This window comes from Mesorhizobium sp. B2-3-2 (assembly GCF_006442295.1).
Lineage (GTDB): Bacteria > Pseudomonadota > Alphaproteobacteria > Rhizobiales > Rhizobiaceae > Mesorhizobium.
This window is the reverse complement of the sequence record NZ_VFWA01000003.1, coordinates 89,188-113,781: the sequence shown is the minus strand read 5'-3', so window position 1 is coordinate 113,781 and position 24,594 is coordinate 89,188. Positions and strand designations below refer to the sequence as shown.

The window sequence follows — 24,594 nt, the reverse complement described above, 5'->3', positions numbered from 1 at the left end:
GCGGGAATGCGGCGCACCCTAGCATTGCTGCGCCGCTGGCGGCGGGCCAAAGGCCTGTCGTCAAACAGAAAACCGGGAAGCGTCGTGCTTTCCGGTTCTGCCGCCATCATTCTTTTGGCCTTCGCCACGGGCGGGTCCGGCTCGCAGCCGCCCGCCAATTTCGCCGCCACGCGCACCGACCTCAGCCCGAAGGATCAGGCGCGCGTCACCGCCGTTACCAGGCCGACCAAGGACTTCTCGAAACCCGAGCAGTTCGAATTGATGCAAGGCGGCGCCGGCACATCCAAGAAGGACGTCAACCGCGATTCCTTCTCGCAATCGTCGGCCAACATCACCTTCGAGGAAGAAGGCACCTTCAAGCTGGGCAACGCCCTGTTCCGCAAGAACTGGGTGTCGTCGCCGTCCTCGACGCAGGCCTCCGACGGGCTTGGACCGCTGTTCAACGAACGCGCCTGCCAGAACTGTCATCTGAAGGACGGCCGCGGCCGCCCGCCGCAGGGCGCGGCTGGCACCACGTCGATGTTCCTGCGGCTGGCGCGCGAGGCGAGCAGCGAGGAGGAGAAGGCTGGGCTTGCCGACCACAGACTGCTCAACATCCCCGATCCGGTCTACGGTTCGCAGCTGCAGGACCTTGCCGTCCCCGGCCTGCGCGGCGAGGGCCGGATGCGTGTCGATTACAGCGAGGAAAAGGTCGGGCTCGGCGACGGCACCGTGGTTTCGCTGCGCAAACCCGCTTACGCGGTCGATGATCTGGCCTACGGCCCGCTCGATCCGCGCACCACGCTTTCGCCGCGCCTGACGCCGCCGATGATCGGGCTCGGCCTCATCGAGCAGATCGCGCCTGCTGATATACTCGCCCATGCCGATCCGAACGACCGGGACGGCGACGGCATTTCCGGCAGGCCGAACATCGTGCGCGACGGCATGAGCGGCGAACTCACTCTTGGCCGTTTCGGCTGGAAGGCGCAGACCGCGTCGATACGCCAGCAGGCCGCGGATGCCTTTGCCGGCGACATCGGCATCTCGACGCCGGAGGAGCCGAAACACTGGGGCGACTGCACCGCCGCCGAGAAGGATTGCCTTGCCATGCCGGACGGCGTGCAGGAGCGGCTCGGCCCGGCCGAGGCGCCGGCGCCGGTCATGGATCTCGTCACCTTCTATTCGCAGAACCTGGCCGTGCCGGCACGCCGCGACCTCGGCGCCCCTGATGTGCTCGCCGGCAAGAAGTTGTTCTACGAGATCGGCTGCGTTTCATGCCACGCGCCGAAATTCGTCACCCGCCGCGACGCGCCCAACAAGGCGCAGGCCTTCCAGCTTGTCTGGCCCTACTCCGACTTCCTGTTGCACGACATGGGTCCCGGCCTTGCCGACGGCCAGGCGGTGGGCGAGGCGACGGGCAACGAATGGCGCACGCCGCCGCTATGGGGCATAGGCCTCACCGAAACGGTCAACGGCAACAATTTTTATCTGCACGATGGCCGCGCCCGCAGCCTGGTCGAGGCGATTCTTTGGCATGGCGGCGAGGGCCAGAAGTCGCGCGACCGCTTCGCCGCCGCCGATGCGGCCGACCGCGATGCCTTGGTCAAATTCCTGGAGTCCCTGTGATGTTGAAGCGTTCCGCGCTGGTAATCCTTCTTCCTCTGGCCCTGCTGGGCGCCACCCCGGCATGGGCGGCGGCGGTGAAGGCCACTGACGTCATCCAGCGGGCAATCGACGGCTTTGTCCGCCCGGCCTATGCCAGTCTGCACGATCGCGCGGCGGGCTTGAACAAGGCGATGCACGCGCTTTGCGAAAAACCATCAAAGGGCGATCTCGATGCGGCACGCGCCGAATTCTCGCGCACGGTGGATGCCTGGTCGTCGGCCGAGATCATCGGGTTCGGCCCGATCAAGGAAAACAACCGGCTGGAGCGAATGCTGTTTTGGCCGGATCGCAAAAGCATTGGCCTGAAACAGGTGCAGGCCGCGTTGGCCGCCCAAGACCCGAGCGCCACCGATCCGGCACAGCTTTCCGGCAAGAGCGTCGCCATGCAGGGGCTCGGCGCCTTGGAGTTCGTGCTCTACGGTGACGGCGCCGATGCGCTTGCCGGCAAGGACGATCCCTATCGCTGCGCCTATGGCGCCGCGGTTGCCGGCAACATCGAAACCATGGCCGGCGATGTCGCCGACGCCTGGAACAAGCCGGACGGCTTTGCGGCGCTCTGGGCCAATCCGGGGCCGCAGAATCCGCTCTATCGCGACGGCACGGAAGCGGTGACGGAACTGGTCGGCATCTTCATCAACGAGCTGGAAATGGTTCGCGACGTGCGCCTGAAAGGCTTCCTGGGCGGCAAGCCGGGGGCGGACAAGCCGAAACAGGCGATCTACTGGCGTTCGCAAAACACCACCAATTCGCTCGCTGGAAACCTTGCCGGCATCGACGGGCTGTTCGAGGCCTCGAAGCTCGGCGATGCGCTGCCGGCCGATGCGCGCTGGATGGCGGAATCGATCCATATCCAGCTTGTCAACGGCGTCGCTACCGCGAAGTCGGTCCAGGGGCCGATCGATCTGGCGCTCGCCGACCCGGCGCTGCGCGAAAAGCTCGAGCATTTCGCGCTGATCACCTCCAGCCTGTCGACCCTGTTCGGCACTAGGCTGACCGCCGAATTCGGCCTGACCGCCGGGTTTTCCTCGCTGGATGGGGACTGAGCGTGAAAACCTCCCTCATCGACCGTCGCGATTTCCTGAGAGCCGCGGGAGCAGGCTTCGTGGCGGCGATGGCGCCGCCGGCTTGGGCAAACACGCTTGCCGCCGATGCCGTCTTCGCCACGGCCTTCGTCAAGCGCGACGGCAGCTATGGCGCCGCAATCCTGTCCGAGGCCGGCAAGCTCCTGCACGCGATCGACTTGCCCGACCGCGGCCACGACGTCACCTTCGATCCCATATCGAAGCGCTCGGTGGTCTTCGCCCGCCAGCCCGGCACCTTTGCGGTGGTCTTCGATCACGCCGGGCGCGATGAACCGCTCACCATCGCCAGCATCACCGGCCGACATTTCTTCGGCCATGGCGTATTCTCCCCGGACGGCGCCTTGCTTTATGCCACCGAGAACGATTTCGACAACGCGGCCGGCGTCGTCGGCGTCTACGACGCGCGGGCGAAATTCAAGCGCCTTGGTGAATTCCCGACCTATGGCATGGGACCCCACGAGCTTCTGCTCCTGGGCGACGGCAGGACGATCGCCGTTGCCAATGGCGGCATCGAGACCCATCCCGATTATGGCCGCGCCGAACTCAACATCGCCACCATGAGGCCATCCTATGTGCTCATCGACCGTGTCACCGGCGATCTGGTCGAGAAGCACGAATTGCCGGCGGCGCTGCACCAGCTGTCGATCCGCCACATGGACACCGACCAGACCGGCACCGTCTGGTTCGGCTGCCAGTACAGGGGACCCGGTACCGACCGTCCGCTGCTGGTCGGCCGCGCGGCGCGTGGCAAGGATTTGCAGCTCCTCGACATGCCGCGGGATGTCCTGTCCGGCTTCCGCAACTATATCGGTTCCGTCGCCGCCAATCCGGCTGCGGGCACCGTCGCCGTCTCTTCGCCGGAAGGCAATTCGCTTGTGGTGATCGAGGCGGCGAGCGGCAAGGTGGTCGCGACCAGTGCGTTGGCCGAGGTCTGCGGCGTCGCGCCCGACGGGACGGGTTTCATGGCCACCACGGGAGCCGGCGAAATCGTCGAGGGCAATGGCGCGACACGGTCCGAACCGGACTATGTCTGGGACAACCATATGTTGCGCATAGAGCCGGCCGCATAGACATCATCCCGCTGCGTCGGAGCGAAGCCGCTTAACAAATTATGCGCTATCCCCTTGCGGTGGCGCGCTGTGGCAGGCACAGGGAATTGTTTTCGAACCGGTCGTTTCATGAAAGTGCTCGCCATCGATTGTGCCGCCAACCTCTGCGCCGCCTGCGTCTATGACGCCGGCGCGGGGCAGGAGCTCGGCCGCGCGGTGCTCGATCTCGGCAAGGGCCATGCCGAGCATCTGATGGCGGTCATCGCCGGGGCGCTGAAGGCCGGCGCAACCGCCTATGCGGGCCTTGGCGCCATCGCCGTCTCCGTCGGCCCCGGTTCCTTCACCGGCCTGCGTGTCGGGGTTTCCACGGCGCGTGGCCTGGCGCTGGCGCTCAAGGTGCCTGCAATCGGCGTGACGACGCTCGAGGCGCTGGCGGCCGAGGCGGCAGGGGCATTTCCCGGCCGCGCCGTGCTGGCCGCGCTCGATGCCGGCCGCGAGGAGATCCATGCCGCTCTCTATGATGAAATGTCGGTTTTGACTTACGGTCCGGCCGTGGTCACGCTGGCGGATGCCGTGGCCATGGCGAGCGAGCGGTCTTCGGTGCTCGCCGGAACCGCCGCGACGCGGATCGCGGCCTCCGCCGGACGCGCCTTCGACATCGGACCCGAGACGGCGACCGCGGACATTCTCACCTATGCCCGCCTGGCGGCCGCCAAGGGCGAGGGCGAGAGGCCGAAACCTCTTTATCTGCGCGGCGCCGACGCCAAGCCGCAGGCCGGGTTCATACTTTCCAGGCAAGGGAAATAATGCGCATACCTTTTCTCCAGCCGCGCCGCCGCGATTACGCGCTCGAACCGCTCAGGACCACCGACAGTCCGGCGGTCTCGCTGCTGCACCGCGAGGACTTCGTCCGCCCCTGGACCGATGGCGAGTTCGCGGCCTTGCTCGAACAGGACACCGTGTTCGGCTATGCCGCGCGCGAAACCGGGCACGGCGCCAAGCCACCGGTCGGCTTCGTGCTGGCCCGGCTGGCGGCCGGCGAGGGCGAGATCCTGACCGTCGCGGTGGCGCGGTCGCATCGCCGCCAGGGGCTAGGCTGGCAGCTGATGGACGCGGTGCTGCGCGAACTGCACGCGCAGCGCGCCGAAGCGCTCTTTCTCGAGGTCGACGAGACCAATGTTGCCGCGATCGCCCTCTACAGGCGTCTCGGGTTCCGCGAGGTCGGCAAGCGCCCCAACTATTACAGGTCGCCCGAGCATGGCCCGACCGGCGCGCTTGTCATGCGCCGCGATCTTCGCTAGCCAGGGTTTCGGGGTGGAGCGATGATCGGAAAAATCAGGGTTTTCCTGGCGATAGGGCTGGTCGTCGCCGGGTCGCTGATCCTGGTGCCTTTGCAGGTCCTGTCGATGAAGACCGGCTGGTGGCCGGAAACCTTCATCCTCAAGATCTGGCACAGGCTGATCGTCAGGGCGCTCGGCATGCGCATCCATGTCAACGGCGCGATGTCCGACCGGCGGCCCTTGCTGATCGCCTCAAATCACATCTCCTGGACCGACATCATGGTGCTGGGCTCTTTTGCCGATGTGAAGTTCATCGCCAGGGCCGACATGGAAGGCTGGCCGCTGATCGGTATGCTGTCGAAGCTCCAGCGCACCGTCTTCATCGAGCGTGAGCGCAAGCGCTCGTCCGGCGACCAGGCGAGCGAGATCGCCAACCGCATGGCCAAGGGCGATGCCATGGTGCTGTTTGCCGAGGGCTCGACCGGCGACGGCAACATCGTCCTGCCGTTCAAGAGCACGCTGTTCGGCGCCGCCTCGATGGCGATTTCGGAGGGCGCGGCGGAGCAGGTCTTCATCCAGCCGGTAGCGATCGCCTATACCCGGCTGCATGGCGTGCCGCTCGGCCGCCGGCACCGGCCGATCGCGGCGTGGATCGGCGACGAGGATCTGATGCCGCACCTCAAGGTGCTGATGGCGGAAGGCGCGCTCGATGTCGAGGTGCATTTCGGCGAACCGATTGCCTTCGCCAAGGGGTCGAACCGGAAGGAAACGGCGAAGCTGATGGAAAGCCGCGTGCGCGAAATGATGCAGGCGGCACTGGCCGCGCCGCGCCCGAGCCGCTGAATCCCGAAGGCCCCCAGGCAGAATCGTCTGTTTTTTGTCACGGAAAGGCGTTAGAAGCCGCCGCATGGACTTGAACACGGTTGAAAGCGACGACATCGGCACTGCGGCTGGACAGCAGCCAGTGATCTCCGCGGCAGCGAAAAAGGTCTTCGTCAAGACTTATGGCTGCCAGATGAACGTCTATGATTCGCAGCGCATGACCGATGCGCTGGCCGCCGACGGCTACACGGCGACGCAGACCATCGGCGAAGCCGATCTGGTGCTGCTAAACACCTGTCATATCAGGGAAAAAGCGGCTGAAAAGGTCTATTCCGAGCTCGGTCGCATTCGCGAAATGAAGGCCGAACGCGCCGCCGCCGGCCGCGAATTGCTGATCGGTGTCGCCGGTTGCGTGGCGCAGGCCGAAGGCGCCGAGATCATCCGCCGCTCGCCCGCCGTCGACCTGGTCATCGGCCCGCAGACCTATCACCGGCTGCCGGACGTGCTGGCCAGGGTGCGCGGCGGCGAGAAGATCGTCGAGACCGACTACGCCATCGAGGACAAGTTCGAGCACTTGCCGCAGCCGAAGCGCGCCGAGGTGATCAAGCGCGGCGTCACCGCCTTCCTCACCGTCCAGGAAGGCTGCGACAAGTTCTGCACCTTCTGCGTCGTGCCCTACACAAGGGGGTCCGAAGTGTCGCGGCCGGTGGCACAGATCGTCGCCGAAGCCGAGCGCCTGGCCGAGGCCGGAGTGCGCGAGGTGACGCTGCTTGGCCAGAACGTCAATGCCTGGCACGGACAAGGCGAGAACGGCGAGGAATGGGGCCTTGGCCGCCTTCTGTTCAGGCTGGCCGAAATCCCCGGGCTGGCGCGCCTGCGCTACACCACGAGCCATCCACGCGACATGGATGACGAACTGATAGCGGCCCATCGCGACCTGCCGGAACTGATGCCGTATCTGCATCTGCCGGTGCAATCAGGGTCCGACCGCATCCTGAAGGCGATGAACCGCAGGCATACGGCGGATGATTATCTGGCGCTGCTCGACCGCATCCGCGCCGCGCGCCCCGATATCGCGCTGTCGGGCGATTTCATCGTCGGCTTCCCCGGCGAGACGCAAGCCGATTTCGAGGCGACGATGGAACTGGTACGCCAGGTGAACTACGCCTCGGCCTTCTCGTTCAAATATTCGCCGCGCCCCGGCACGCCGGGCGCCGAGATGGCCGGCCATGTGCCGGAAGCGGTCAAGGACGAGCGTTTGCAGCGGCTCCAGGCGCTGCTTTTGAAGCAGCAGCAGGATTTCGGCTTGAGTCTCGTCGGCCGCACCATAGATACGTTGATTGAGAAGCCCGGTCGCCAGGCCGGCCAGAAGGTCGGCCGCTCACCTTGGCTTCAGCCCGTTATTGTTGATGAAAAGGCCGGCGAAATCGGTGACATTATCCAGGTGCGAATCACGAAGACGGGCTACAATAGCCTGTTCGCCGAATTGGTCTGATGACCTCGGCAGATGAGGAGAGACGGTTGAGCGCAGCGGAGCTGAAGAACCTGCCCCCGGTACCGGCATCTGGGGCTTCTGACATGGCGCACATCGTACTGACTTTCGACAACAACAAGCTTGCCAGCGCCCTTTACGGCCAGTTCGACGAGAACCTCGCCCGGCTCGAGCAGAAACTGGGCGTCGACATCCGCTCGCGCGGCAACCAGCTGACCATCAAGGGGTCGGCTTCCGCCGCCGAGCAGGCCCGCCGCGCGCTCGACAACCTCTACGGCATCCTCCAGAAGGGGGTGGATATCGGCCAGTCCGATGTCGACGGCGCCGTGCGCATGGCGGTCGCCGCCGATGACCAGCTCACGCTGCCAACGCTGGAGCGCAAGGGCAAGGTCTCGGCCGCCCAGATATCGACGCGCAAGAAGACGATCTACGCCCGCTCGCTCACGCAGGACGCCTATATGCGGGCGCTGGAGCGGTCGGAACTGGTGTTCGGTATCGGCCCGGCCGGCACCGGCAAGACCTATCTGGCGGTGGCGCATGCGGCGATGCTGCTCGAACGCGGCATGGTCGAGCGCATCGTGCTGTCGCGGCCTGCCGTCGAGGCCGGCGAGCGGCTGGGTTTTCTGCCCGGCGACATGAAGGAGAAGGTCGATCCCTATCTGCGGCCGCTCTACGACGCGCTCTACGACATGATGCCGGCCGACAAGGTCGAACGCGCCATCGCCGCCGAGGTGATCGAGATCGCACCGCTCGCCTTCATGCGCGGCCGCACGCTGGCGCATGCCGCCGTCATCCTCGACGAGGCGCAGAACACCACGCCGATGCAGATGAAGATGTTCCTGACCCGTCTGGGCGAAAATTCGCGCATGATCGTCACCGGCGACCCGACGCAGATCGACCTGCCGCAGAACACCAAGTCCGGCCTTGTCGAGGCGCTCCGGATCCTCGACGGGGTGACCGGCATGGTGACGGTCCGCTTCAATGAAGGCGACGTCGTCAGGCATCCGCTGGTCGCCGAGATCGTCAAGGCCTACGACCGTGACGGCAAGCTCGCCCGCGGACTGGGGACCGAAGGCTGATTTGATCGAGCGACCTCATGGTTGAGCTCGAAACGCCGAACGGGCCGGCTCCGCCGCTGCCCGTCGACATCGATCTGACGATCGAGGCGGGGCATTGGCCGGACGAAGCCGAGCTTGTCCGGCTGGTCGGCGCCGCCGCTGCCGCGGCATTCGCCGAGACGGGTGCGGCTGGCCATTCCGAACTCAGCGTCGTTTTTTCCGACGATGCCCACATCCGGGCGCTCAACGCCGGCTGGCGCGGCAAGGACAAGCCCACCAACGTCTTGTCTTTTCCGGCTTTTCCTTTCCCCAAGGGCGGTCGGCTGCCGCCGATGCTCGGCGATATCGTGTTGGCCGCGGAGACGGTGGCGCGCGAGGCGGCACTGGAAGACAAGCCGCTGGAGAACCATATTTCCCATCTCGTCATCCACGGCCTGCTGCATCTCATGGGCCATGATCACGAGACGGACGCGGAGGCCGAGGAGATGGAGGCGATCGAGCGCGCCGCGCTCGCCAGACTTGCCATTCCCGATCCCTATGCGTAACTACTTCTAACCAATTGACCGGACGAAGATGAACGACAAACCAGAGACTGCCGCCCGCGCCGACGCCGGCAGTGCGACCAAGGCTTCCGATACGTCGGAAGAGGGATCAAGTCCGAGTACCGTTACCCCTGGTGTTGCCAACACCGGCAGCGCCGCGAGTGAGCCGTCGCCTGCCGGGCCTTCCCTGTTCAACCGCGTTCTGGGCCTGTTCAGGCAACGCAACGGAACCAGCCTGCGCGAGGAGATCGCCGGCGCGCTCGCCGAGACGACGAGCGATGTCGAATCCTTCTCGCCGGGCGAACGCGCCATGCTCAACAACATCCTGCGGCTGCGCGAGGTGCGCGTCGAGGACGTCATGGTGCCGCGCGCCGACATCGAGGCGGTCGAGATCGCGACCACGCTTGGCGATCTGCTTGGCGTGTTCGAGCAGTCCGGCCATTCCCGCATGCCGGTCTATGCCGAGACGCTCGATGACCCGCGCGGCATGGTCCATATCCGCGACGTGCTGGCCCATATCACCAAGATTGCGCGCGTCAGGAAGGGCCGGGCGAGCAGGAAGACACCCGCGGCCATGGTTCTCGACCTCACCCAGGTCGATCTCTCGCGCACCATAGGCGAACTGAACCTGATCCGGCCGGTGCTGTTCGTGCCCCCGTCCATGCTAGCCTCCGATCTGATGGGCCGCATGCAGACGACCCGCACGCAGATGGCGCTGGTCATCGACGAGTATGGCGGCACCGACGGGCTTGTCTCGCTCGAGGACATCGTCGAGATGGTGGTCGGCGACATCGAGGACGAGCATGACGACGACGAGCCGCTGATCACCCAGACCGGTGAAGGCGTGTTCATCGTCGACGGCAAGGCCGAGATCGACGAGGTTGCCAAGATGATCGGCGGGGATTTCGCCGCCGGCGAACATGGCGAGTATGTCGACACCATCGGCGGCATGATCTTCAACACGCTTGGCCGGGTGCCGGCGCGCGGCGAGGTGGTGCAGGCCATCCCTGGCTTCGAGTTCCATGTGCTCGACGCCGATCCGCGCCGCGTCAAGCGCGTGCGCATCGTGCAGAACCAGAAGGGCGAACGCCGCCGCCGCGCCGCGGCGCGCACCGAGCAGGCTTAAGCGCCCGCGGATGACCGAAGACCCCTTCAAGCATGCCGCGTTGGGATCCGGCGTGTTCTACAGGGATCCGCGGGCCGCGCTGGATTGGCTGGAAGCAGCTTTCGGCTTCGAACGCAGCATGGTGGTCAGCGATGCCGACGGCAAGCTCGTCCATTCCGAGATGCGGTTCGGCAACTGTTATATCATCGTTGATTCCGAATGGAGCGACTACGTCGCCAGCCCGGCCTCGGTCTCGGGCAAGAACACGCAGTCGGTCTATGTCAGGCTGAAAGACGGCATTGATGCACATTGCGAGCAGGCGCGGACGGCGGGTGCCGGAATAATCCAGGAGCCGGCGGACCAGTTCTACGGCGAGCGCCAGTATCGGGCGCGCGATCCCGAGGGCCATGTCTGGACCTTCACGCAGACCATCCGCTCGGTTCCGCTGGAAGAGGCCGAACGGCTCGGCGACGTGCGCATAGAAGGGTGGCACCGCTAAAGCAATTCCAGAAACGTGTGTACGGTTTTGCGTCCGGAATTGCGTGATGGCTCCAGCAGCGGTGAGTGGGTTTCACGGCAGGCCACCCGAAGTTTGGAGCGCGGGCCGCGGCCTGATAAATCTGCTGCCGTGATTCGCACGACTCGGAACCATGCATGAACCGCCTGGCCGGCCGGATAATTCTGTTTTGGGGTTGGCGGCGTGCGCTCGTGGCGTTCCTCGCGGGCGCCCTGGCGGTGCTCGGCCAGGCGCCGTATGATTTCTTTGCCGCTTGTTTCATTTCGTTTCCGCTGCTGGTCTGGCTGCTCGACGGGGCGACCGGTGAGGCCTCGGGCAGCCTTTTTGCGCGGCTGCGGCCGGCCTTTGCCGTCGGCTGGTGGTTCGGCTTCGGCTATTTCCTCGCCGGTCTGTGGTGGATCGGCTCGGCCCTGCTGGTAGAGGCCGACAGTTTCGCCTGGGCGCTGCCCTTCGCGGTGGTCGGCATCCCCTTTGCATTGGCCTTCTTCTACGGCTTTGCGGCCATGGTCGCCCGGCTCCTGTGGAGCAACGACATCGGCCGCATCGCGGCTCTGGCCGCCGCCTTCGGCTTGGCCGAATGGCTGCGCGGCTTCCTGTTCACCGGCTTTCCCTGGAATGCGATCGGCTACGCGGCGATGCCGGTGCCCCTGCTGATGCAGAGCGTCTCGGTCACCGGCATGGTCGGCATGAACGTGCTCGCCGTGTTCGTCTTCTCGCTGCCGGCGCTGCTGGCGGCGCGCACCCATCTTCGTCTTGGCGTCGCGCTGTTTGTCGTGCTCGTCGCCGCTCATGCCGGCTTCGGCTATCTCAGGCTCAACGCTCCGGCCGCGCCTGCGGCCCGCACGATCGATGTGCGCATCGTCCAGCCCGCCGTCGACCTTTCGGAAAAGTGGGACGCCTCGGTACGCGACCGCATCTTCGCCACCTTGATAGGCCTGTCGGCCAAGGCGCCGGACCCCGGCCATGAAAAGCCGAAACTGATCCTGTGGCCCGAAACCTCGGTCCCGTTCCTCCTCACCGAGCGGCCGGACGCGTTGACCGCACTGGGCGACATGCTGGACGCCGGCCAGATGCTGATCGCCGGCGTCGTGCGCGAGGAAGGCGGCCCGGCGGCCGGTGCCGGCAGCCGCTACTACAACTCCGTGGTGGCGATCAACGACAAGGGCGAAATCGCTGACGCCGTCGACAAGGTCCATCTGGTGCCGTTCGGCGAATACCTGCCTTTCGCCGACCTGCTCGACCGTTTCGGCATCGAACAACTGGTCGCTGGCCCGGTGACCTTCACGGCAGGCAATGAGCGTCATGCGATCACGCTGCCGGACGGCGTCCGCGCCCTGCCCTTCATCTGTTACGAGGTGATCTTTCCTGAACTGGTGGCGGTTGACGCAACGTCAGCGCAGCTTATTGTCAACGTTACCAACGATGCGTGGTTCGGCGATACGCCGGGTCCCTATCAGCATTTCCGGCAGGCTCAGATTCGCGCGGTGGAGAACGGGTTGCCCTTGTTGCGTGCGGCCAATAACGGCATCTCGGCGGTTGTCGACCCACGCGGGCGCATCGTCGATGCGTTGGCGATCGACGCGCGCGGGGCCATCGATGTCCGTGTGCCAATCTCGCGGCAGGCGGTCGTGTCCGCCGGCCAGCTGCGCATTAACGGAATGCTGATCATGTTGCTGTTTGCCCTAACTGCCGTCCTGTTCAATGTAAGGCAAAGGCTACGGGTGAATTGACAGTCGACACATTAGAAACTCATACTGTAACGCCTGAAAATTTCTCGAAGTCGGTGGATCGTTCTGTTGGGGCAGTCGCCTCCGGCTTTGTTTGGGTAGGAAAAAAATCACAAAGCCGAAAAAATTCGGCGAGGAAAAAATGACAGAAGATAACAAGAAGAAACCGAATCCGATCGACATCCATGTTGGAAGTCGCATCCGGCTTCGCCGCAATATGTTGGGAATGAGCCAGGAAAAACTAGGCGAGAACCTCGGCATCACATTTCAGCAGATACAGAAATATGAAAAGGGCACCAACCGTGTCGGCGCAAGCCGCCTGCAGGCGATAGCATCCATACTCGGCGTGCCTGTCGCCTTCTTTTTCGAGGATGCGCCGGGCCAGGAGAGCCCGGCCGGCCGCGGATTCGCGGAGGATGCCTCGATGGCTTTCGCCGTGGAATTCTGCGGCAGCCCGGAGGGCCTTCAGCTCAACCGGGCCTTCGTCAAGATCGCCGACGTCAAGGTGCGTCGCAGGATCATAGACCTGGTGAAGTCGCTGGCGTCCGAAGATTCCGACTGACCCGCAACAGGACTCGAACCGGCGGCATTCCGGCCGCTGGTGGTACAAAATATCGACATCGACATTCATGCCAGAAGGGCGGCACCGCTTGACGAGCGGCGCTTCGCCCCGCTAACACGTGGCGCGCCAAATCGGCAGCCTGCCGATCGTTTTTTCAAGAGGGGACACCCGTGACGCGGCAGAACTACTTCTTTACCTCGGAATCCGTTGCCGAGGGCCATCCCGACAAAGTCTGTGACCGGATCTCCGACGAGATCGTCGACCTGGTCTACCGTGAGGCCAAGAAGACGGGCATGGACCCGTGGAAAGTCCGCGTCGCCTGCGAGACGCTGGCGACCACCAACCGCGTCGTCATCGCCGGCGAGGTGCGCGTCCCCGAGACGCTGCTGAAGAAGGACAAGGAAGGCAACATCCTCAGGGATGCCGCCGGCCATCCGGTCGTCAACCCGGCGAAGTTCAAGTCGGTCGCCCGCAAGGCGATCCGCGAGATCGGCTATGAGCAGGCCGGCTTCCACTGGAAGAAGGCCAAGATCGACGTTCTGTTGCATGGCCAGTCGCCCGACATCGGCCAAGGCGTCGACAATGCCTCCGACCGCCAGGGCGAGGAGGGTGCCGGCGACCAGGGCATCATGTTTGGCTATGCCTGCCGCGAGACGCCGGACCTGATGCCGGCGCCGATCTACTACAGCCACAAGATCCTCGAACTTCTGGCCGCCGCCCGCCACCAGAACAACGGCGATGCCGGCAAGCTCGGGCCGGACGCCAAGAGCCAGGTCACCGTCCGCTATATCGACGGCAAGGCCGCCGAGGCGACGCAGATCGTGCTGTCGACCCAGCACCTCGATGCGAGCTGGGATTCCAAGAAGGTGCGCAAGGTCGTCGAGCCCTATATCCGCGAGGCACTGGGTGACCTCAAGATCGCCGACGATTGCATGTGGTACATCAATCCGACCGGCAAGTTCGTCATCGGCGGGCCTGATGGCGACGCCGGGCTGACCGGCCGCAAGATCATCGTCGACACCTATGGCGGCGCCGCGCCCCATGGCGGCGGCGCCTTCTCGGGCAAGGACACCACCAAGGTCGACCGTTCGGCCGCTTATGCGGCGCGCTACCTGGCCAAGAACGTTGTGGCGGCGAAACTTGCAGACCGCTGCACCATCCAGCTTTCCTACGCCATCGGCGTTGCCCAGCCCTTGTCGGTCTATGTCGACCTGCACGGCACCGGCAAGGTCGACGAGGCAAGGCTCGAGGAGGCGCTGCGCAGCGTGATGGACCTGTCGCCGTCCGGCATCCGCCGCCACCTCGACCTCAACAAGCCGATCTACGCCAAGACCTCGTCCTACGGTCATTTCGGCCGCAAGGCCGGCCGCGATGGATCTTTTTCCTGGGAAAAGACCGATCTCGCCAAGGCGCTCAAGGATGCCGTCGCTGCCTGAGGGCGGCGACGGGGCCTTGATCAGCCGATGAACTCCGGAGACAGGCCAAGCCGCGCGACAGAAGCCTTCTTCGGCCGTCGGCGCGGCAAGCCGGTTCGCCCGCAGCAGGCGGCGGCGCTGCAAAGCGGCCTCGACACCTATCGGCTCGATCTGACGACCGAGGCGCCGTCGGATTTGCGGGCTCTGTTCGAAGCCGATGTTTCCGCCGTTCGCCTCGAAATCGGCTTTGGCGGCGGCGAGCATCTCCTGCATCGCGCGACCGAAGCGCCGATGACCGGCTTTATCGGCGTCGAGCCCTTCGTCAACGGCATGGCCAAGATGATGATGGCGGTGCGGGAAAAGCCGCTGGCCAACCTCAGGGTCTATGACGACGACGCCACCGGACTGCTCGACTGGCTGCCGCAGGCCTCGCTCGATGGCATCGACCTGCTCTATCCCGATCCGTGGCCGAAGAAGAAGCACTGGAAGCGCCGTTTCGTCAGTCCGGTCAATCTCGAGCGTTTCGCACGCGTTGTGAAGCGTGGCGGCGAATTCCGTTTCGCTTCCGACATCGACACCTATGTGAACTGGACCCTGCTGCATTGCCGCGCGCATGGCGGTTTCGCCTGGCAGGCTTCAGAGGCCGCCGACTGGCATCGCCCCTACGATGGCTGGCCGGGCACCCGCTATGAGGCGAAGGCCATCCGCGAGGGCAGGCGGCCGGCCTATCTTACCTTCATCAGGACTTAGGCATCAGGACCTGGGCTCAGAACTTGGACCCCTCGTGAGGGCGCGATCTTCAACTGTTGCGGGGCACAGAAATCGAATGTCGCCCGCTGGCCGGAGTTCAGAAACGGCCGATCTTGTCGAAAGCCGTCGGATCCATGCCGAGCCTACGCAGATCGTGGACGCGCGGCTTGCGGCCCGCTTCCACAGCCCGCGACGCGGCTACGGCGCTGCCGAATGTGGTGAAGAGATCGCCTATGGCGGAAAAAACCTTGCGGCTGTTCATTGTCATGTCCTTTTGCGTGCAGTAACGCGCTATCGCTATCGTTTTGTGCAATGCAACATAGATAGGAGCGCGGCTTGAGGACCAACAAGGGCCGTTGCCGCATGGATGGCATGCACCTGGCGCAAGCCCAATGCACCGGACATGCGCGCAGTTGGGACGGCGGGCTTGAAACACGGGGGCGGATCGTTTATATCAGCCTCAAATTCTTGGTCGGTATGACGAAGAGTGGGTCCACCCGGTCCCGCTCTTTTTTATTACCTGCCGACGGCTAGAGAATGATCGACAGGAATCGAATGACGTCAACGGCAAGCGAGAGCGACGATCGCATCATCCGCGAAAGCGGCATCGATGCGCGCATCGCGCTGATCGTCCAGCCGGTGCTGCGCGGCATCGGCTTTCGCCTTGTACGCGTGCATCTGTCCGGCCAGAACGGGCTGACGCTGCAGATCATGGCTGAGCGCGAGGACGGCACCATGACCGTCGAGGATTGCGAAGAGGTGAGCCGTGCGGTGTCGCCGGCGCTCGACGTCGACGATCCCATCGAGAAGGCGTATCATCTCGAAGTCTCATCGCCCGGCATCGACCGGCCGCTGGTGCGCAAATCGGATTTCGTGACCTGGACCGGTCATCTGGTGAAGATGGAAACATCGGTCGTTGTCGCGGATCGCAAGCGCTTCAAGGGCAAGATCGCCGAAGCCGGTGAGAACGATGTGCTGATCGAGCGCGACAAGGCGGCCTACGGTGAGGAGCCGACAGTGCGCGTGCCCTATGACGCCATTGCCGAAGCCCGGCTGATCCTGACCGACGACCTCATCCGTGATGCGTTGTCGAAGGACAACAGGGCGCGCAAGGAAGCCAGGAAACGCCGCGGCGAACCGGACGACGACGTACCGGAGGGTACGGATTCGGGCGCTACGGAAGAACACGAACAGGAAAGTTGATTGAGCTGCCAGGCCCCAAGGCCCGGCAAACAGGCTCGGGAGAAAAAACATGGTTGTAAGCGCCAACAGACTTGAACTGCTGCAGATTGCCGACGCGGTCGCGCGTGAAAAGTCGATCGACAAGTCGATCGTCATCGCCGCCATGGCCGATGCGATCCAGAAGGCGGCACGCTCGCGTTATGGCCAGGAGACCAACATCCGCGCCGACATCAACCCCAACACCGGTGAGATGAAGCTCCAGCGACTGATGGAAGTGGTCGAGAAGGTCGACGACTACGCCACGCAGATCGCCATTTCCTCGGCGCGGGAGCGCAATCCTGACGCCCAACTCGGCGACTTCATCGCCGAACAGCTGCCGCCGATGGATTTCGGCCGCATCGCCGCCCAGTCGGCCAAGCAGGTCATCGTGCAGAAGGTGCGCGAGGCCGAGCGCGACCGCCAGTATGATGAATACAAGGACCGTATCGGCGAGATCGTCAACGGAACCGTCAAGCGCGTCGAATACGGCAATGTCATCGTGGATCTCGGCCGTGGCGAAGCGATCATCCGCCGCGACGAGCTGATCCCGCGCGAAAACTACAAATATGGCGATCGCGTCCGCGCCTATGTCTACGACGTGCGCCGTGAGCAGCGCGGCCCGCAGATCTTCCTGTCGCGCACCCATCCGCAGTTCATGGCCAAGCTCTTCACCATGGAAGTGCCGGAGATCTATGACGGCATCATCGAGATCAAGTCGGTCGCCCGCGATCCCGGTTCGCGCGCCAAGATCGCCGTCATCTCGCGCGACAGCTCGATCGATCCGGTCGGCGCCTGCGTCGGCATGCGCGGCAGCCGCGTCCAGGCGGTCGTCGCCGAATTGCAGGGCGAGAAGATCGACATCATTCCGTGGTCGCCCTCGGCCGCATCCTTCATCGTCAACGCGCTGCAGCCGGCGGAAGTCGCCAAGGTTGTGCTCGACGAGGACGCCGAGCGCATCGAAGTGGTGGTGCCGGACGACCAGCTCTCGCTGGCCATCGGCCGCCGCGGCCAGAATGTGCGCCTTGCTTCGCAGCTCACCGGCTGGGATATCGACATCCTGACCGAGGCCGAGGAATCCGAGCGCCGCCAGAAGGAATTCGTCGAGCGTTCGGCGCTGTTCATGGAAGCTCTCGACGTCGATGAGATGGTCGGCCAGGTGCTTGCCTCCGAAGGCTTCACCAGCGTCGAGGAAGTCGCCTATGTCGATGCCGGCGAAATCGCCTCGATCGACGGCTTCGATGAGGATACCGCCTCGGAGATTCAGACCCGGGCCCGCGAATATCTGGAGAAGATCGAAGCCGAGCACGACGAAAAGCGCAAGGCGCTGGGCGTCAAGGACGAGCTGCGCGAAATCCCGGGCATCACCACCGCCATGATGGTGACGCTTGGCGAGGACGGCGTGAAGACGATCGAGGATTTCGCCGGCTATGCCGCCGACGACCTCACCGGCTGGAAGGAACGCAAGGACGGCGAGACCAAGGTGTATCCGGGCGTGCTGGCCGATCATGGCGTTTCGCGCGCCGATGCCGAGCAGATGGTGCTCGCGGCCCGTCTCAAGGCCGGCTGGATTTCCGAAGACGAGCTTGCAGCCGAAGAAGCGCCGGCTGACGAAGCCGTTGGTGCGTGAGGTGAAACCGCATCGCACAGAAACCGCCCTTGGACGAGATGAACGATCGCACCTGCATCGTCACCCGCAAGCAGGCCGAACCGGATGAACTGATCCGGTTCGTCGTCGGCCCGGATTCGGCCGTCGTTCCGGATCTCAAGAGAAATCTGCCCGGCCGTGGTTGCTGGGTGAGCGCCGACCGCCTACATATCGACAAGGCGGCGGCGAAGAACCTCTTCGGCCGCGCCTTCAAGGCACAGGTGATCGTACCGCCCGATCTCGGCGGCATGGTCGATGGGCTGCTTTCCAGATCCGCCCTTGGCATGCTGGGTCTCGCTCGCAAGGCAGGGGCGATCGCGCTGGGCGCCACCAAGGTGGAGAGCGCGGTGCGCGGTGGATTGGCGCTTTTCGTGCTCCACGCGACCGAAGCTTCAGACGATGGTGTGCGCAAGATCAGCCAGGCGCGGCGGGCGACCGTCCATATTGGCGGCCCCTCCATCCTTGCCTACAAACTTTTCTCCGAGGCCGAGTTGAGCTTGGCATTGGGGGGTACAAATGTGATACATGCTGCCGTCCTCGCGGGAGACGCGGGTAAGGCGGTCCAGAAGCGCATGGTTGCGCTCGACCGATATCGGGGCGGTACCCCGGACGATCTGGCAATGCTTGCGGCCGTTGCTGACGAAGATGAGGCCGCAGAGGATATGGAATGAGCGATACGAAATCGGGCGACGACAAGACGTTGAGTGTTACGCCGAAGAAGACCTTGACGCTGAAGCGCCCCGGCATGGAACAGGGCACCGTGCGCCAGAACTTCTCGCACGGCCGCACCAAGTCGGTCGTGGTCGAGACCAAGAAGCGCAAATTCTCGCTGCCCGGCGACAAGCCGGAGCCGGCGGTGGCGGCGCCCGTGTTCACCCCGAAGCCGGCGGTCGCGGCGGCTCCCGTCGTGCAGGAGGCACCCAAGGCACCGCCTCCACCTCCGCCGGCACCGGTCGAGCGTAGCGGCATGGTGTTGAACGAGCTGTCGCGTAGCGAAATGGAAGCGCGCCGCAGGGCGCTCGAAGGCTCCAAGGCCCGTGAGGTCGAGGACCGCCAGCGCGCCGTCGAGGAAGCCAAGCGCCGCGCCGAGGATGAGGAGCGCCGCAAGCGCGAGCGCGAGGAATCCGCACGCCGCCAGGCCGAGGAAGAAGCGCGGTTGCAGGCCGAGGCCGAATCCCGCCGCCGCGCCGAGGAAGAGGCGCGTCGCCGCGCGCCGCAGGCTGCCGAACTGGCGACCGCCGACGAGGAAGAAGAGGTCAAGCCGAAGCGGACTGGCGCCGGTGCGCCGGTGCGCCGTCTGGTGACGCCCGAAGTGGCGCGTCCGGCCAAGCCGACCAAGGGCGAGGAAGACCGCCGTCGCGGCAAGCTGACTTTGAACTCCGCGCTTTCCGACGAGGATGCGCGGGCCCGTTCGCTGTCGTCGATGCGCCGCCGCCAGGAAAAGTTCAAGCGCGCGATGCACAATGAGCCGCGCGAGAAGGTTATGCGCGAAGTGATCCTGCCCGAAACCATCACCATCCAGGAACTGGCGCAGCGCATGTCCGAGCGCGCCGTCGATGTGGTCAAGTTCTTCATGAAGCAGGGCCAGATCCTGAAGCCGGGCGACGTCATCGACGCCGACACGGCGGAACTGGTCGCCACTGAATTCGGCCACACGGTCCGCCGCGTCGCCGAGTCCGACATCGAGGAAGGCCTGTTCAACATCGCCGACCGTCCGGAAGACCTGGTGTCGCGTCCGCCTGTCGTGACCATCATGGGCCATGTCGACCACGGCAAGACCTCGCTGCTCGACGCGATCCGCAACGCCAATGTCGTCTCCGGCGAGGCCGGCGGCATCACCCAGCATATCGGCGCCTATCAGGTCGAGAAGAACGGCCAGAAGATCACCTTCATCGACACGCCCGGCCACGCCGCCTTCACGGCCATGCGCGCCCGCGGCGCCCAGGCCACCGACATTGCCATCCTGGTGGTGGCGGCCGATGACAGCGTGATGCCGCAGACGATCGAGTCGATCAGTCATGCCAAGGCGGCCGGCGTTCCGATCATCGTGGCGATCAACAAAATCGACAAGCATGACGCCGATCCGCAGAAAGTGCGCTCCGAGCTGTTGCGCCACGAGGTGTTCGTGGAATCGATGGGCGGCGAGGTGTTGGACGTCGAAGTGTCGGCGACCAAGGGCACCAATCTCGACAAGCTGCTCGAAGCGATCCTGCTGCAGGCCGAAATCCTCGACCTCAAGGCCAATCCGGACCGCACCGCCGAGGGCGTCGTCATCGAGGCGCAGCTCGACAAGGGCCGTGGCCCCGTCGCCACCGTGCTGGTGCAGACCGGCACGCTGATGCCGGGCGACATCCTTGTCGCCGGCAATGAATGGGGCCGTGTGCGCGCGCTGGTCGACGATCGTGGCGAACACGTCAAGGAAGCGCCGCCGGCGATGCCGGTCGAGGTGCTCGGCCTCCAGGGCACGCCGCAGGCCGGCGACCGCTTCGCGGTGGTCAACAACGAGGCCCGCGCCCGCGAGATCACCGAATATCGCCAGCGTCTGGCCCGCGAGAAGGCGGTTGCCCGCCATGCCGGCCAGCGCGGTTCGCTCGAACAGATGATGTCGCAGCTGCAGACGAGCGGACTGAAGGAGTTCCCGCTGGTCATCAAGGGCGACGTGCAGGGTTCGATCGAGGCGATCAACGCAGCGCTCGACAAGCTCGGCACCGACGAGGTGCGTGCGCGCATCGTCCATGCCGGCGCCGGCGCCATCACCGAAAGCGACGTGTCGCTGGCGGAGACGTCGGGTGCGGCGATCATCGGCTTCAACGTCCGCGCCAATGTGCAGGCACGCGCCGCCGCCGCGGCCGCGGGCATCGAGATCCGCTACTACTCGATCATCTACAACCTCGTTGATGACGTGAAGGCGGCTCTGTCGGGTATGCTCTCGCCGGAGCGTCGCGAGACCTTCATCGGCAATGCGCAGATCCTCGAGATCTTCGACATCACCAAGGTCGGCAAGATCGCCGGCTGCCGTGTCACCGAAGGCAAGGTGGAGCGTGGCGCGGGCGTGCGCCTGATCCGCGACAACGTCGTCATCCACGAAGGCACGCTGAAGACGCTGAAGCGCTTCAAGGACGAGGTTTCGGAAGTCCCGGGCGGCCAGGAATGCGGCATGGCCTTCCAGAACTACGAGGACATGCGCGTCGGCGACATCATCGAGTGCTTCCGCGTCGAGATGGTAACCCGCACGCTCTGAGTTCGTGCGACATCCGTCATGCCAGGCGGTGGCCGAGAGGCTGCCGCCTGGCTAACATTTGAGACATGAGGCACGGTCCTATCCCGCGCCCCACGCTTTCAGGATCGAGAAAAATGCCCCGTTCGACCACATCAGGCCCATCCCAGCGCATGCTGCGCGTCGGCGAGCAGGTGCGCCATGCGCTGTCCGAAACCTTGCAGCGCGGCGAGATCATCGATCCGCTGGTCGAGAATGCCGTGGTTTCGGTCTCGGAAGTGCGTATGTCGCCCGACCTCAAGATCGCAACCGCCTTCATCTCGCCGCTCGGCGCCACGGACGCCGGCGCGGTGGTCGAGGCGCTCAACAAGCATGCCAAGTTCATCCGCGGCCGTGTCTCCGGCGCGCTGCGGCAGATGAAGTACATGCCCGAGTTTCGCTTCCGGCTCGACACCTCCTTCGATAATTTCGCCAGGATCAACGATCTCCTGAAGTCGCCGGAAGTATCGCGCGATCTGGATGCGAACGACGACGATAAGGACAGCGAATAATGGCGCGCCGCGGCAAGAAGAAGGGCCGGCCGGTCTCGGGCTGGGTGGTGCTGGACAAGCCGGTCGGCATGGGCTCGACCGAGGCCGTCTCCAAGATCAAGTGGCTGTTCCAGGCGGAGAAGGCCGGCCACGCCGGCACACTCGATCCGCTCGCTTCCGGCATGCTGCCGATCGCGCTCGGTGAAGCCACCAAGACCGTGCCCTACGTTCAGGACGGCGCCAAGATCTACCGCTTCACCGTCGCCTGGGGGCAGGAGCGCTCGACCGACGACCTCGAAGGTCCGGTGACGAGGGACTCCGATCGGCGTCCCGCGGAGGCCGAAGTGCAGGCGCTGCTGTCGAAATACACCGGCGTCATCATGCAGATGCCGCCGCAATTCTCGGCCATCAAGATCGCGGGCGAACGCGCCTATGATCTCGCCCGCGACGGCGAGACGGTCGATATTCCCGCGCGCGAGATCGAAATCGGCCGCCTCGACATCGTCGAGCACGGGGCCGATCATACGGTTTTCGAGGTCGAATGCGGCAAGGGCACCTATGTGCGCTCGCTGGCCCGCGATATGGGCCGCGATCTCGGCTGCTTCGGCCATATTTCTGAACTGCGCCGGATCGAGGTCGAGCCGTTCACTGCCGAGGATTTCGTCACCGTCGCCGAACTGGAGGCGGCGCGCTTCGGCGAGCAGGATCATGGCACGCAGGAACCGTCCCCCGATACGATAGAAGCGCCGATCGATTTTGGCGCGATCGATGCGCTGCTTGTCGACACCTCGGCAGCACTCGACTGCCTGCCGCAGATCGCCATCAGCGACGATGCGGCGACGAAGATCCGCCTCGGCAATCCCGTCATCATCCGCGGCCGCGACGCGCCGGTGGAGGCCGAAGAAGCCTGCGCGACCGCGCGCGGCAAGCTGGTGGCCATCGGCGCCGTCGAGCAGGGCATGTTCAAGCCCAAACGGGTTTTTGCCGGGTGAGAACCCTCATCTGATCTCTATGCGACATCTATCCGAGGGACCGCATGGCAAAGGTTGAGGCGATCAAGACACGGGCGCCGCTCAGGATCAGGCGGCCGCCGGTAGGCGCATCTCCCGGCACGCTGATCGCCGATCCCGCGGCGCGACGGTCGGAACTGCGGCTCACCCTGATCTCGCCGCAAAAATCCAAAACGATCGACAATGCCAGCATCGACGACGTCAATGCCAATTGCGAAAAGTGGCCGGTCATCTGGCTGGACTGCACCGGCCTCGCCAATATCGAGCTGATCGAGGAGATCGGCCGCATCTTCAGCCTGCATCCGCTGGCGCTGGAGGACGTCGTCAACACAGGCCAGCGGCCGAAGGTGGATTTCTTCGAAGATCACGCTTTCGTGGTCATGCGGGTGATCGACGACGTCGCCTCGCACCGCTACGAGCAGATCGCCGTCTTCCTTGGCAAGAACTTCGTCGTCACCTTCCAGGAGCGTGAAGGCGATCCGTTCGATCCGGTGCGCAAGCGCATCGAAAGCTCGGCGCCGAACCGGCTGCGCGCCCGTGGCGCCGACTATCTCGCCTATGCGCTGATCGACGCCATCGTCGACAGCTACTTTCCGCCGATCGAGGCGGCCGGCGAACTCGTCGACAGCATCGAGGACCAGATGCTGCACGCGCCGCACAAGCATCAGATGCAGCAGCTTCATGGATTGCGGCACGACGCCAATGTGTTGAAGGGGGTTCTGTGGCCGATGCGCGACGCGCTGGCGACGCTGATCCGCAACGACGTGTCCTATGTGAAAGCCGAAACCAAGGTCTTCCTGAACGATACGCTTGACCACGCGCTGCGGCTGATCGAGTTGGTCGAGAACCAGCGCGACATGCTGACCGGCCTCATCGAGATGCATCTGTCGCTGAGCCAGGCACGCACCAACGAGGTCATCTCCTATCTGACGATCGTGTCGGTGATCTTCATGCCGCTCACGTTTCTGGTCGGCGTCTGGGGCATGAATTTCGATCCGGAGACGTCGCCCTGGAACATGCCGGAGCTGAAGGCCTATTACGGCTATCCCTTGGCTCTGCTGTTCATGGCCGTGGTGGCGGTTGGGCTGATTGCGTTCTTCAAATGGAAGAAATGGCTTTGACAGGGATAACTTGCCGTTTTGGCGTGAAAAGCCGGCTTCGTGAATTGGGCTGGTGTTTTCTTGGGAATTGCACTATATGCGCCGCAGCTTAGCGCTATGACGCTCTGCTTGCACCGGCCCCTGCTGGACGACATCCCGGCTGAGGGCGACCCGTTTCCTCGAACAGATAAGGAAAAACACGATGTCGATCACTGCCGAGCGCAAACAGGAATTGATGACTGAATTCGCAACCGCCAAGGGCGACACCGGGTCTCCGGAAGTTCAGGTGGCCATCCTTTCCGAGCGCATCAAGAACCTGACTGACCATTTCAAGGACCACAAGAAGGATAACCATTCCCGCCGTGGTCTGCTCGCTCTCGTCTCCCAGCGCCGGAGCCTGCTTGATTATCTCAAGCGCAAGGACGACACGCGCTACCAGACGCTGATCGAGAAGCTCGGCCTGCGCCGTTGACGAATTGACCGGCGGGCCCTCACAAGGGCCCGCCGGTCGCGCATTTGAGCACCGGACCAATCCGATCTCGAATGCAGGACTGGAGCGCCGCGCACCCATTCGGATGCCGGACGGACGCTCCAACAAGTTGAGTTTGCGCGTGACGCATTCCGCAAGCCGCTGCTTGTGGGGTCATGCGCAGGGCCAGTCGGATCGATTGGCCAAATCCGGCTTCGAGCGTGCAGAGGGCCCCCTCGAAGCCACCCCATGGACGGTCATGGGGCAGGATTGCAGGACGCTCGTGCGGCCATCCGGCCGACATGGATCGAGCTTCCCGTTGTCTTGCCCGTGGCTGCCCGAGAAAGGAAGCCAGGG

General features: G+C 64.5%; 24 protein-coding genes. 23 read left to right on the top strand and 1 reads right to left on the bottom strand.

Annotated features, from left to right (window positions below; genetic code table 11):
* The first annotated feature begins 6 nt into the window (after positions 1-6).
* From FJ964_RS09230 to FJ964_RS09160, 15 genes are all read left to right on the top strand, one after another.
* Positions 7-1,605, top strand: coding sequence for a di-heme oxidoredictase family protein (locus tag FJ964_RS09230; RefSeq protein ID WP_140550102.1), 1,599 nt, complete (start codon positions 7-9; stop codon positions 1,603-1,605).
* Positions 1,605-2,687 (top strand): imelysin family protein, encoded by a 1,083-nt coding sequence (locus FJ964_RS09225; RefSeq protein WP_140550101.1) that lies wholly within the window; start codon positions 1,605-1,607, stop codon positions 2,685-2,687. The genes FJ964_RS09230 and FJ964_RS09225 overlap by 1 nt, the downstream gene beginning before the upstream one ends.
* A 2-nt stretch (positions 2,688-2,689) precedes the next feature.
* Positions 2,690-3,796 (top strand): DUF1513 domain-containing protein, encoded by a 1,107-nt coding sequence (locus FJ964_RS09220; protein WP_140550100.1) that lies wholly within the window; start codon positions 2,690-2,692, stop codon positions 3,794-3,796.
* Between the two features lie 108 nt (positions 3,797-3,904).
* The gene (gene tsaB, locus FJ964_RS09215) at positions 3,905-4,582 is read left to right on the top strand and encodes a tRNA (adenosine(37)-N6)-threonylcarbamoyltransferase complex dimerization subunit type 1 TsaB (protein WP_140550099.1); all 678 of its coding nucleotides are present in this window, start codon (positions 3,905-3,907) and stop codon (positions 4,580-4,582) included.
* The gene (rimI, locus tag FJ964_RS09210; protein ID WP_140550098.1) at positions 4,582-5,076 is read left to right on the top strand and encodes a ribosomal protein S18-alanine N-acetyltransferase; all 495 of its coding nucleotides are present in this window, start codon (positions 4,582-4,584) and stop codon (positions 5,074-5,076) included. The genes tsaB and rimI overlap by 1 nt, the downstream gene beginning before the upstream one ends.
* Positions 5,077-5,097: 21 nt before the next feature.
* A complete protein-coding gene (locus FJ964_RS09205; RefSeq protein WP_140550097.1) occupies positions 5,098-5,898 on the top strand; it encodes a lysophospholipid acyltransferase family protein in 801 nt (266 codons plus the stop codon).
* 64 nt (positions 5,899-5,962) lie between these two features.
* A complete protein-coding gene (gene miaB, locus FJ964_RS09200) occupies positions 5,963-7,372 on the top strand; it encodes a tRNA (N6-isopentenyl adenosine(37)-C2)-methylthiotransferase MiaB (RefSeq protein ID WP_140550096.1) in 1,410 nt (469 codons plus the stop codon).
* Between the two features lie 83 nt (positions 7,373-7,455).
* Positions 7,456-8,448 carry a PhoH family protein gene (locus FJ964_RS09195; RefSeq protein WP_224518987.1) on the top strand — a complete coding sequence of 331 codons (993 nt, stop codon included), beginning with the start codon at positions 7,456-7,458 and terminating at the stop codon, positions 8,446-8,448.
* Between the two features lie 17 nt (positions 8,449-8,465).
* Positions 8,466-8,972: an rRNA maturation RNase YbeY gene (gene ybeY, locus FJ964_RS09190; protein WP_140550095.1), complete on the top strand. Its 507-nt coding sequence runs from the start codon at positions 8,466-8,468 to the stop codon at positions 8,970-8,972.
* Positions 8,973-9,000: 28 nt separating this feature from the next.
* The gene (locus FJ964_RS09185) at positions 9,001-10,095 is read left to right on the top strand and encodes a hemolysin family protein (protein ID WP_140550094.1); all 1,095 of its coding nucleotides are present in this window, start codon (positions 9,001-9,003) and stop codon (positions 10,093-10,095) included.
* Positions 10,096-10,105: 10 nt separating this feature from the next.
* Entirely contained in the window at positions 10,106-10,573 is a 468-nt protein-coding gene (locus FJ964_RS09180; RefSeq protein ID WP_140550093.1) for a VOC family protein, read from the top strand.
* Positions 10,574-10,728: 155 nt separating this feature from the next.
* A complete protein-coding gene (gene lnt / locus FJ964_RS09175) occupies positions 10,729-12,321 on the top strand; it encodes an apolipoprotein N-acyltransferase (protein ID WP_140550092.1) in 1,593 nt (530 codons plus the stop codon).
* Positions 12,322-12,460: 139 nt separating this feature from the next.
* Complete coding sequence (locus tag FJ964_RS09170) at positions 12,461-12,880, top strand: helix-turn-helix transcriptional regulator (protein WP_140496800.1); 420 nt, start codon at positions 12,461-12,463, stop codon at positions 12,878-12,880.
* 170 nt (positions 12,881-13,050) lie between these two features.
* Positions 13,051-14,316 carry a methionine adenosyltransferase gene (gene metK, locus FJ964_RS09165; protein WP_140550091.1) on the top strand — a complete coding sequence of 422 codons (1,266 nt, stop codon included), beginning with the start codon at positions 13,051-13,053 and terminating at the stop codon, positions 14,314-14,316.
* Positions 14,317-14,343: 27 nt separating this feature from the next.
* The gene (locus tag FJ964_RS09160) at positions 14,344-15,045 is read left to right on the top strand and encodes a tRNA (guanosine(46)-N(7))-methyltransferase TrmB (protein WP_140550090.1); all 702 of its coding nucleotides are present in this window, start codon (positions 14,344-14,346) and stop codon (positions 15,043-15,045) included.
* Between the two features lie 97 nt (positions 15,046-15,142).
* Here the strand turns inward: FJ964_RS09160 and FJ964_RS09155 are convergent, their stop codons facing one another.
* Positions 15,143-15,307: a hypothetical protein gene (locus FJ964_RS09155; RefSeq protein ID WP_140550089.1), complete on the bottom strand. Its 165-nt coding sequence runs from the start codon at positions 15,305-15,307 to the stop codon at positions 15,143-15,145.
* 293 nt (positions 15,308-15,600) lie between these two features.
* Between FJ964_RS09155 and rimP the strand changes: the two genes are divergently transcribed.
* The 8 genes from rimP (at position 15,601) to rpsO (ending at position 24,240) form a co-directional block, all read left to right on the top strand.
* Entirely contained in the window at positions 15,601-16,248 is a 648-nt protein-coding gene (gene rimP, locus FJ964_RS09150) for a ribosome maturation factor RimP (protein ID WP_140550088.1), read from the top strand.
* A 49-nt stretch (positions 16,249-16,297) separates the two neighbouring features.
* Positions 16,298-17,893, top strand: coding sequence for a transcription termination factor NusA (gene nusA, locus FJ964_RS09145; protein WP_140496790.1), 1,596 nt, complete (start codon positions 16,298-16,300; stop codon positions 17,891-17,893).
* Between the two features lie 38 nt (positions 17,894-17,931).
* Positions 17,932-18,582 (top strand): RNA-binding protein, encoded by a 651-nt coding sequence (locus tag FJ964_RS09140; protein WP_140550484.1) that lies wholly within the window; start codon positions 17,932-17,934, stop codon positions 18,580-18,582.
* The gene (gene infB, locus FJ964_RS09135; protein WP_140513170.1) at positions 18,579-21,152 is read left to right on the top strand and encodes a translation initiation factor IF-2; all 2,574 of its coding nucleotides are present in this window, start codon (positions 18,579-18,581) and stop codon (positions 21,150-21,152) included. Before FJ964_RS09140 ends, infB begins: the two co-directional genes overlap by 4 nt.
* 113 nt (positions 21,153-21,265) lie before the next feature.
* On the top strand, positions 21,266-21,679 hold the full coding sequence (rbfA, locus tag FJ964_RS09130) for a 30S ribosome-binding factor RbfA (RefSeq protein ID WP_140550087.1): 414 nt from the start codon (positions 21,266-21,268) through the stop codon (positions 21,677-21,679).
* Entirely contained in the window at positions 21,679-22,650 is a 972-nt protein-coding gene (gene truB, locus FJ964_RS09125) for a tRNA pseudouridine(55) synthase TruB (protein ID WP_140550086.1), read from the top strand. The genes rbfA and truB overlap by 1 nt, the downstream gene beginning before the upstream one ends.
* Positions 22,651-22,694: 44 nt before the next feature.
* Positions 22,695-23,789, top strand: coding sequence for a magnesium/cobalt transporter CorA (gene corA / locus FJ964_RS09120; protein WP_140550085.1), 1,095 nt, complete (start codon positions 22,695-22,697; stop codon positions 23,787-23,789).
* A gap of 139 nt (positions 23,790-23,928) precedes the next feature.
* Positions 23,929-24,240: a 30S ribosomal protein S15 gene (gene rpsO / locus FJ964_RS09115; RefSeq protein ID WP_281405124.1), complete on the top strand. Its 312-nt coding sequence runs from the start codon at positions 23,929-23,931 to the stop codon at positions 24,238-24,240.
* Positions 24,241-24,594 lie beyond the last annotated feature (354 nt).

What these genes read in the sequence shown, in the direction of transcription:
- FJ964_RS09185 (WP_140550094.1), top strand. Translation starts at nt 9,001, where the DNA reads ATGAACGACAAACCAGAGACTGCCGCCCGCGCCGACGCCGGCAGTGCG.
- lnt (WP_140550092.1), top strand. Translation starts at nt 10,729, where the DNA reads ATGAACCGCCTGGCCGGCCGGATAATTCTGTTTTGGGGTTGGCGGCGT.
- ybeY (WP_140550095.1), top strand. Translation starts at nt 8,466, where the DNA reads ATGGTTGAGCTCGAAACGCCGAACGGGCCGGCTCCGCCGCTGCCCGTC.
- FJ964_RS09155 (WP_140550089.1), bottom strand. Translation starts at nt 15,307, where the DNA reads ATGAACAGCCGCAAGGTTTTTTCCGCCATAGGCGATCTCTTCACCACA.
- rbfA (WP_140550087.1), top strand. Translation starts at nt 21,266, where the DNA reads ATGCCCCGTTCGACCACATCAGGCCCATCCCAGCGCATGCTGCGCGTC.
- FJ964_RS09160 (WP_140550090.1), top strand. Translation starts at nt 14,344, where the DNA reads ATGAACTCCGGAGACAGGCCAAGCCGCGCGACAGAAGCCTTCTTCGGC.
- infB (WP_140513170.1), top strand. Translation starts at nt 18,579, where the DNA reads ATGAGCGATACGAAATCGGGCGACGACAAGACGTTGAGTGTTACGCCG.
- FJ964_RS09170 (WP_140496800.1), top strand. Translation starts at nt 12,461, where the DNA reads ATGACAGAAGATAACAAGAAGAAACCGAATCCGATCGACATCCATGTT.
- nusA (WP_140496790.1), top strand. Translation starts at nt 16,298, where the DNA reads ATGGTTGTAAGCGCCAACAGACTTGAACTGCTGCAGATTGCCGACGCG.
- FJ964_RS09225 (WP_140550101.1), top strand. Translation starts at nt 1,605, where the DNA reads ATGTTGAAGCGTTCCGCGCTGGTAATCCTTCTTCCTCTGGCCCTGCTG.
- corA (WP_140550085.1), top strand. Translation starts at nt 22,695, where the DNA reads ATGGCAAAGGTTGAGGCGATCAAGACACGGGCGCCGCTCAGGATCAGG.
- FJ964_RS09140 (WP_140550484.1), top strand. Translation starts at nt 17,932, where the DNA reads ATGAACGATCGCACCTGCATCGTCACCCGCAAGCAGGCCGAACCGGAT.
- FJ964_RS09180 (WP_140550093.1), top strand. Translation starts at nt 10,106, where the DNA reads ATGACCGAAGACCCCTTCAAGCATGCCGCGTTGGGATCCGGCGTGTTC.
- rimI (WP_140550098.1), top strand. Translation starts at nt 4,582, where the DNA reads ATGCGCATACCTTTTCTCCAGCCGCGCCGCCGCGATTACGCGCTCGAA.
- FJ964_RS09205 (WP_140550097.1), top strand. Translation starts at nt 5,098, where the DNA reads ATGATCGGAAAAATCAGGGTTTTCCTGGCGATAGGGCTGGTCGTCGCC.
- FJ964_RS09195 (WP_224518987.1), top strand. Translation starts at nt 7,456, where the DNA reads ATGGCGCACATCGTACTGACTTTCGACAACAACAAGCTTGCCAGCGCC.
- rimP (WP_140550088.1), top strand. Translation starts at nt 15,601, where the DNA reads ATGACGTCAACGGCAAGCGAGAGCGACGATCGCATCATCCGCGAAAGC.
- truB (WP_140550086.1), top strand. Translation starts at nt 21,679, where the DNA reads ATGGCGCGCCGCGGCAAGAAGAAGGGCCGGCCGGTCTCGGGCTGGGTG.
- FJ964_RS09230 (WP_140550102.1), top strand. Translation starts at nt 7, where the DNA reads ATGCGGCGCACCCTAGCATTGCTGCGCCGCTGGCGGCGGGCCAAAGGC.
- tsaB (WP_140550099.1), top strand. Translation starts at nt 3,905, where the DNA reads ATGAAAGTGCTCGCCATCGATTGTGCCGCCAACCTCTGCGCCGCCTGC.
- miaB (WP_140550096.1), top strand. Translation starts at nt 5,963, where the DNA reads ATGGACTTGAACACGGTTGAAAGCGACGACATCGGCACTGCGGCTGGA.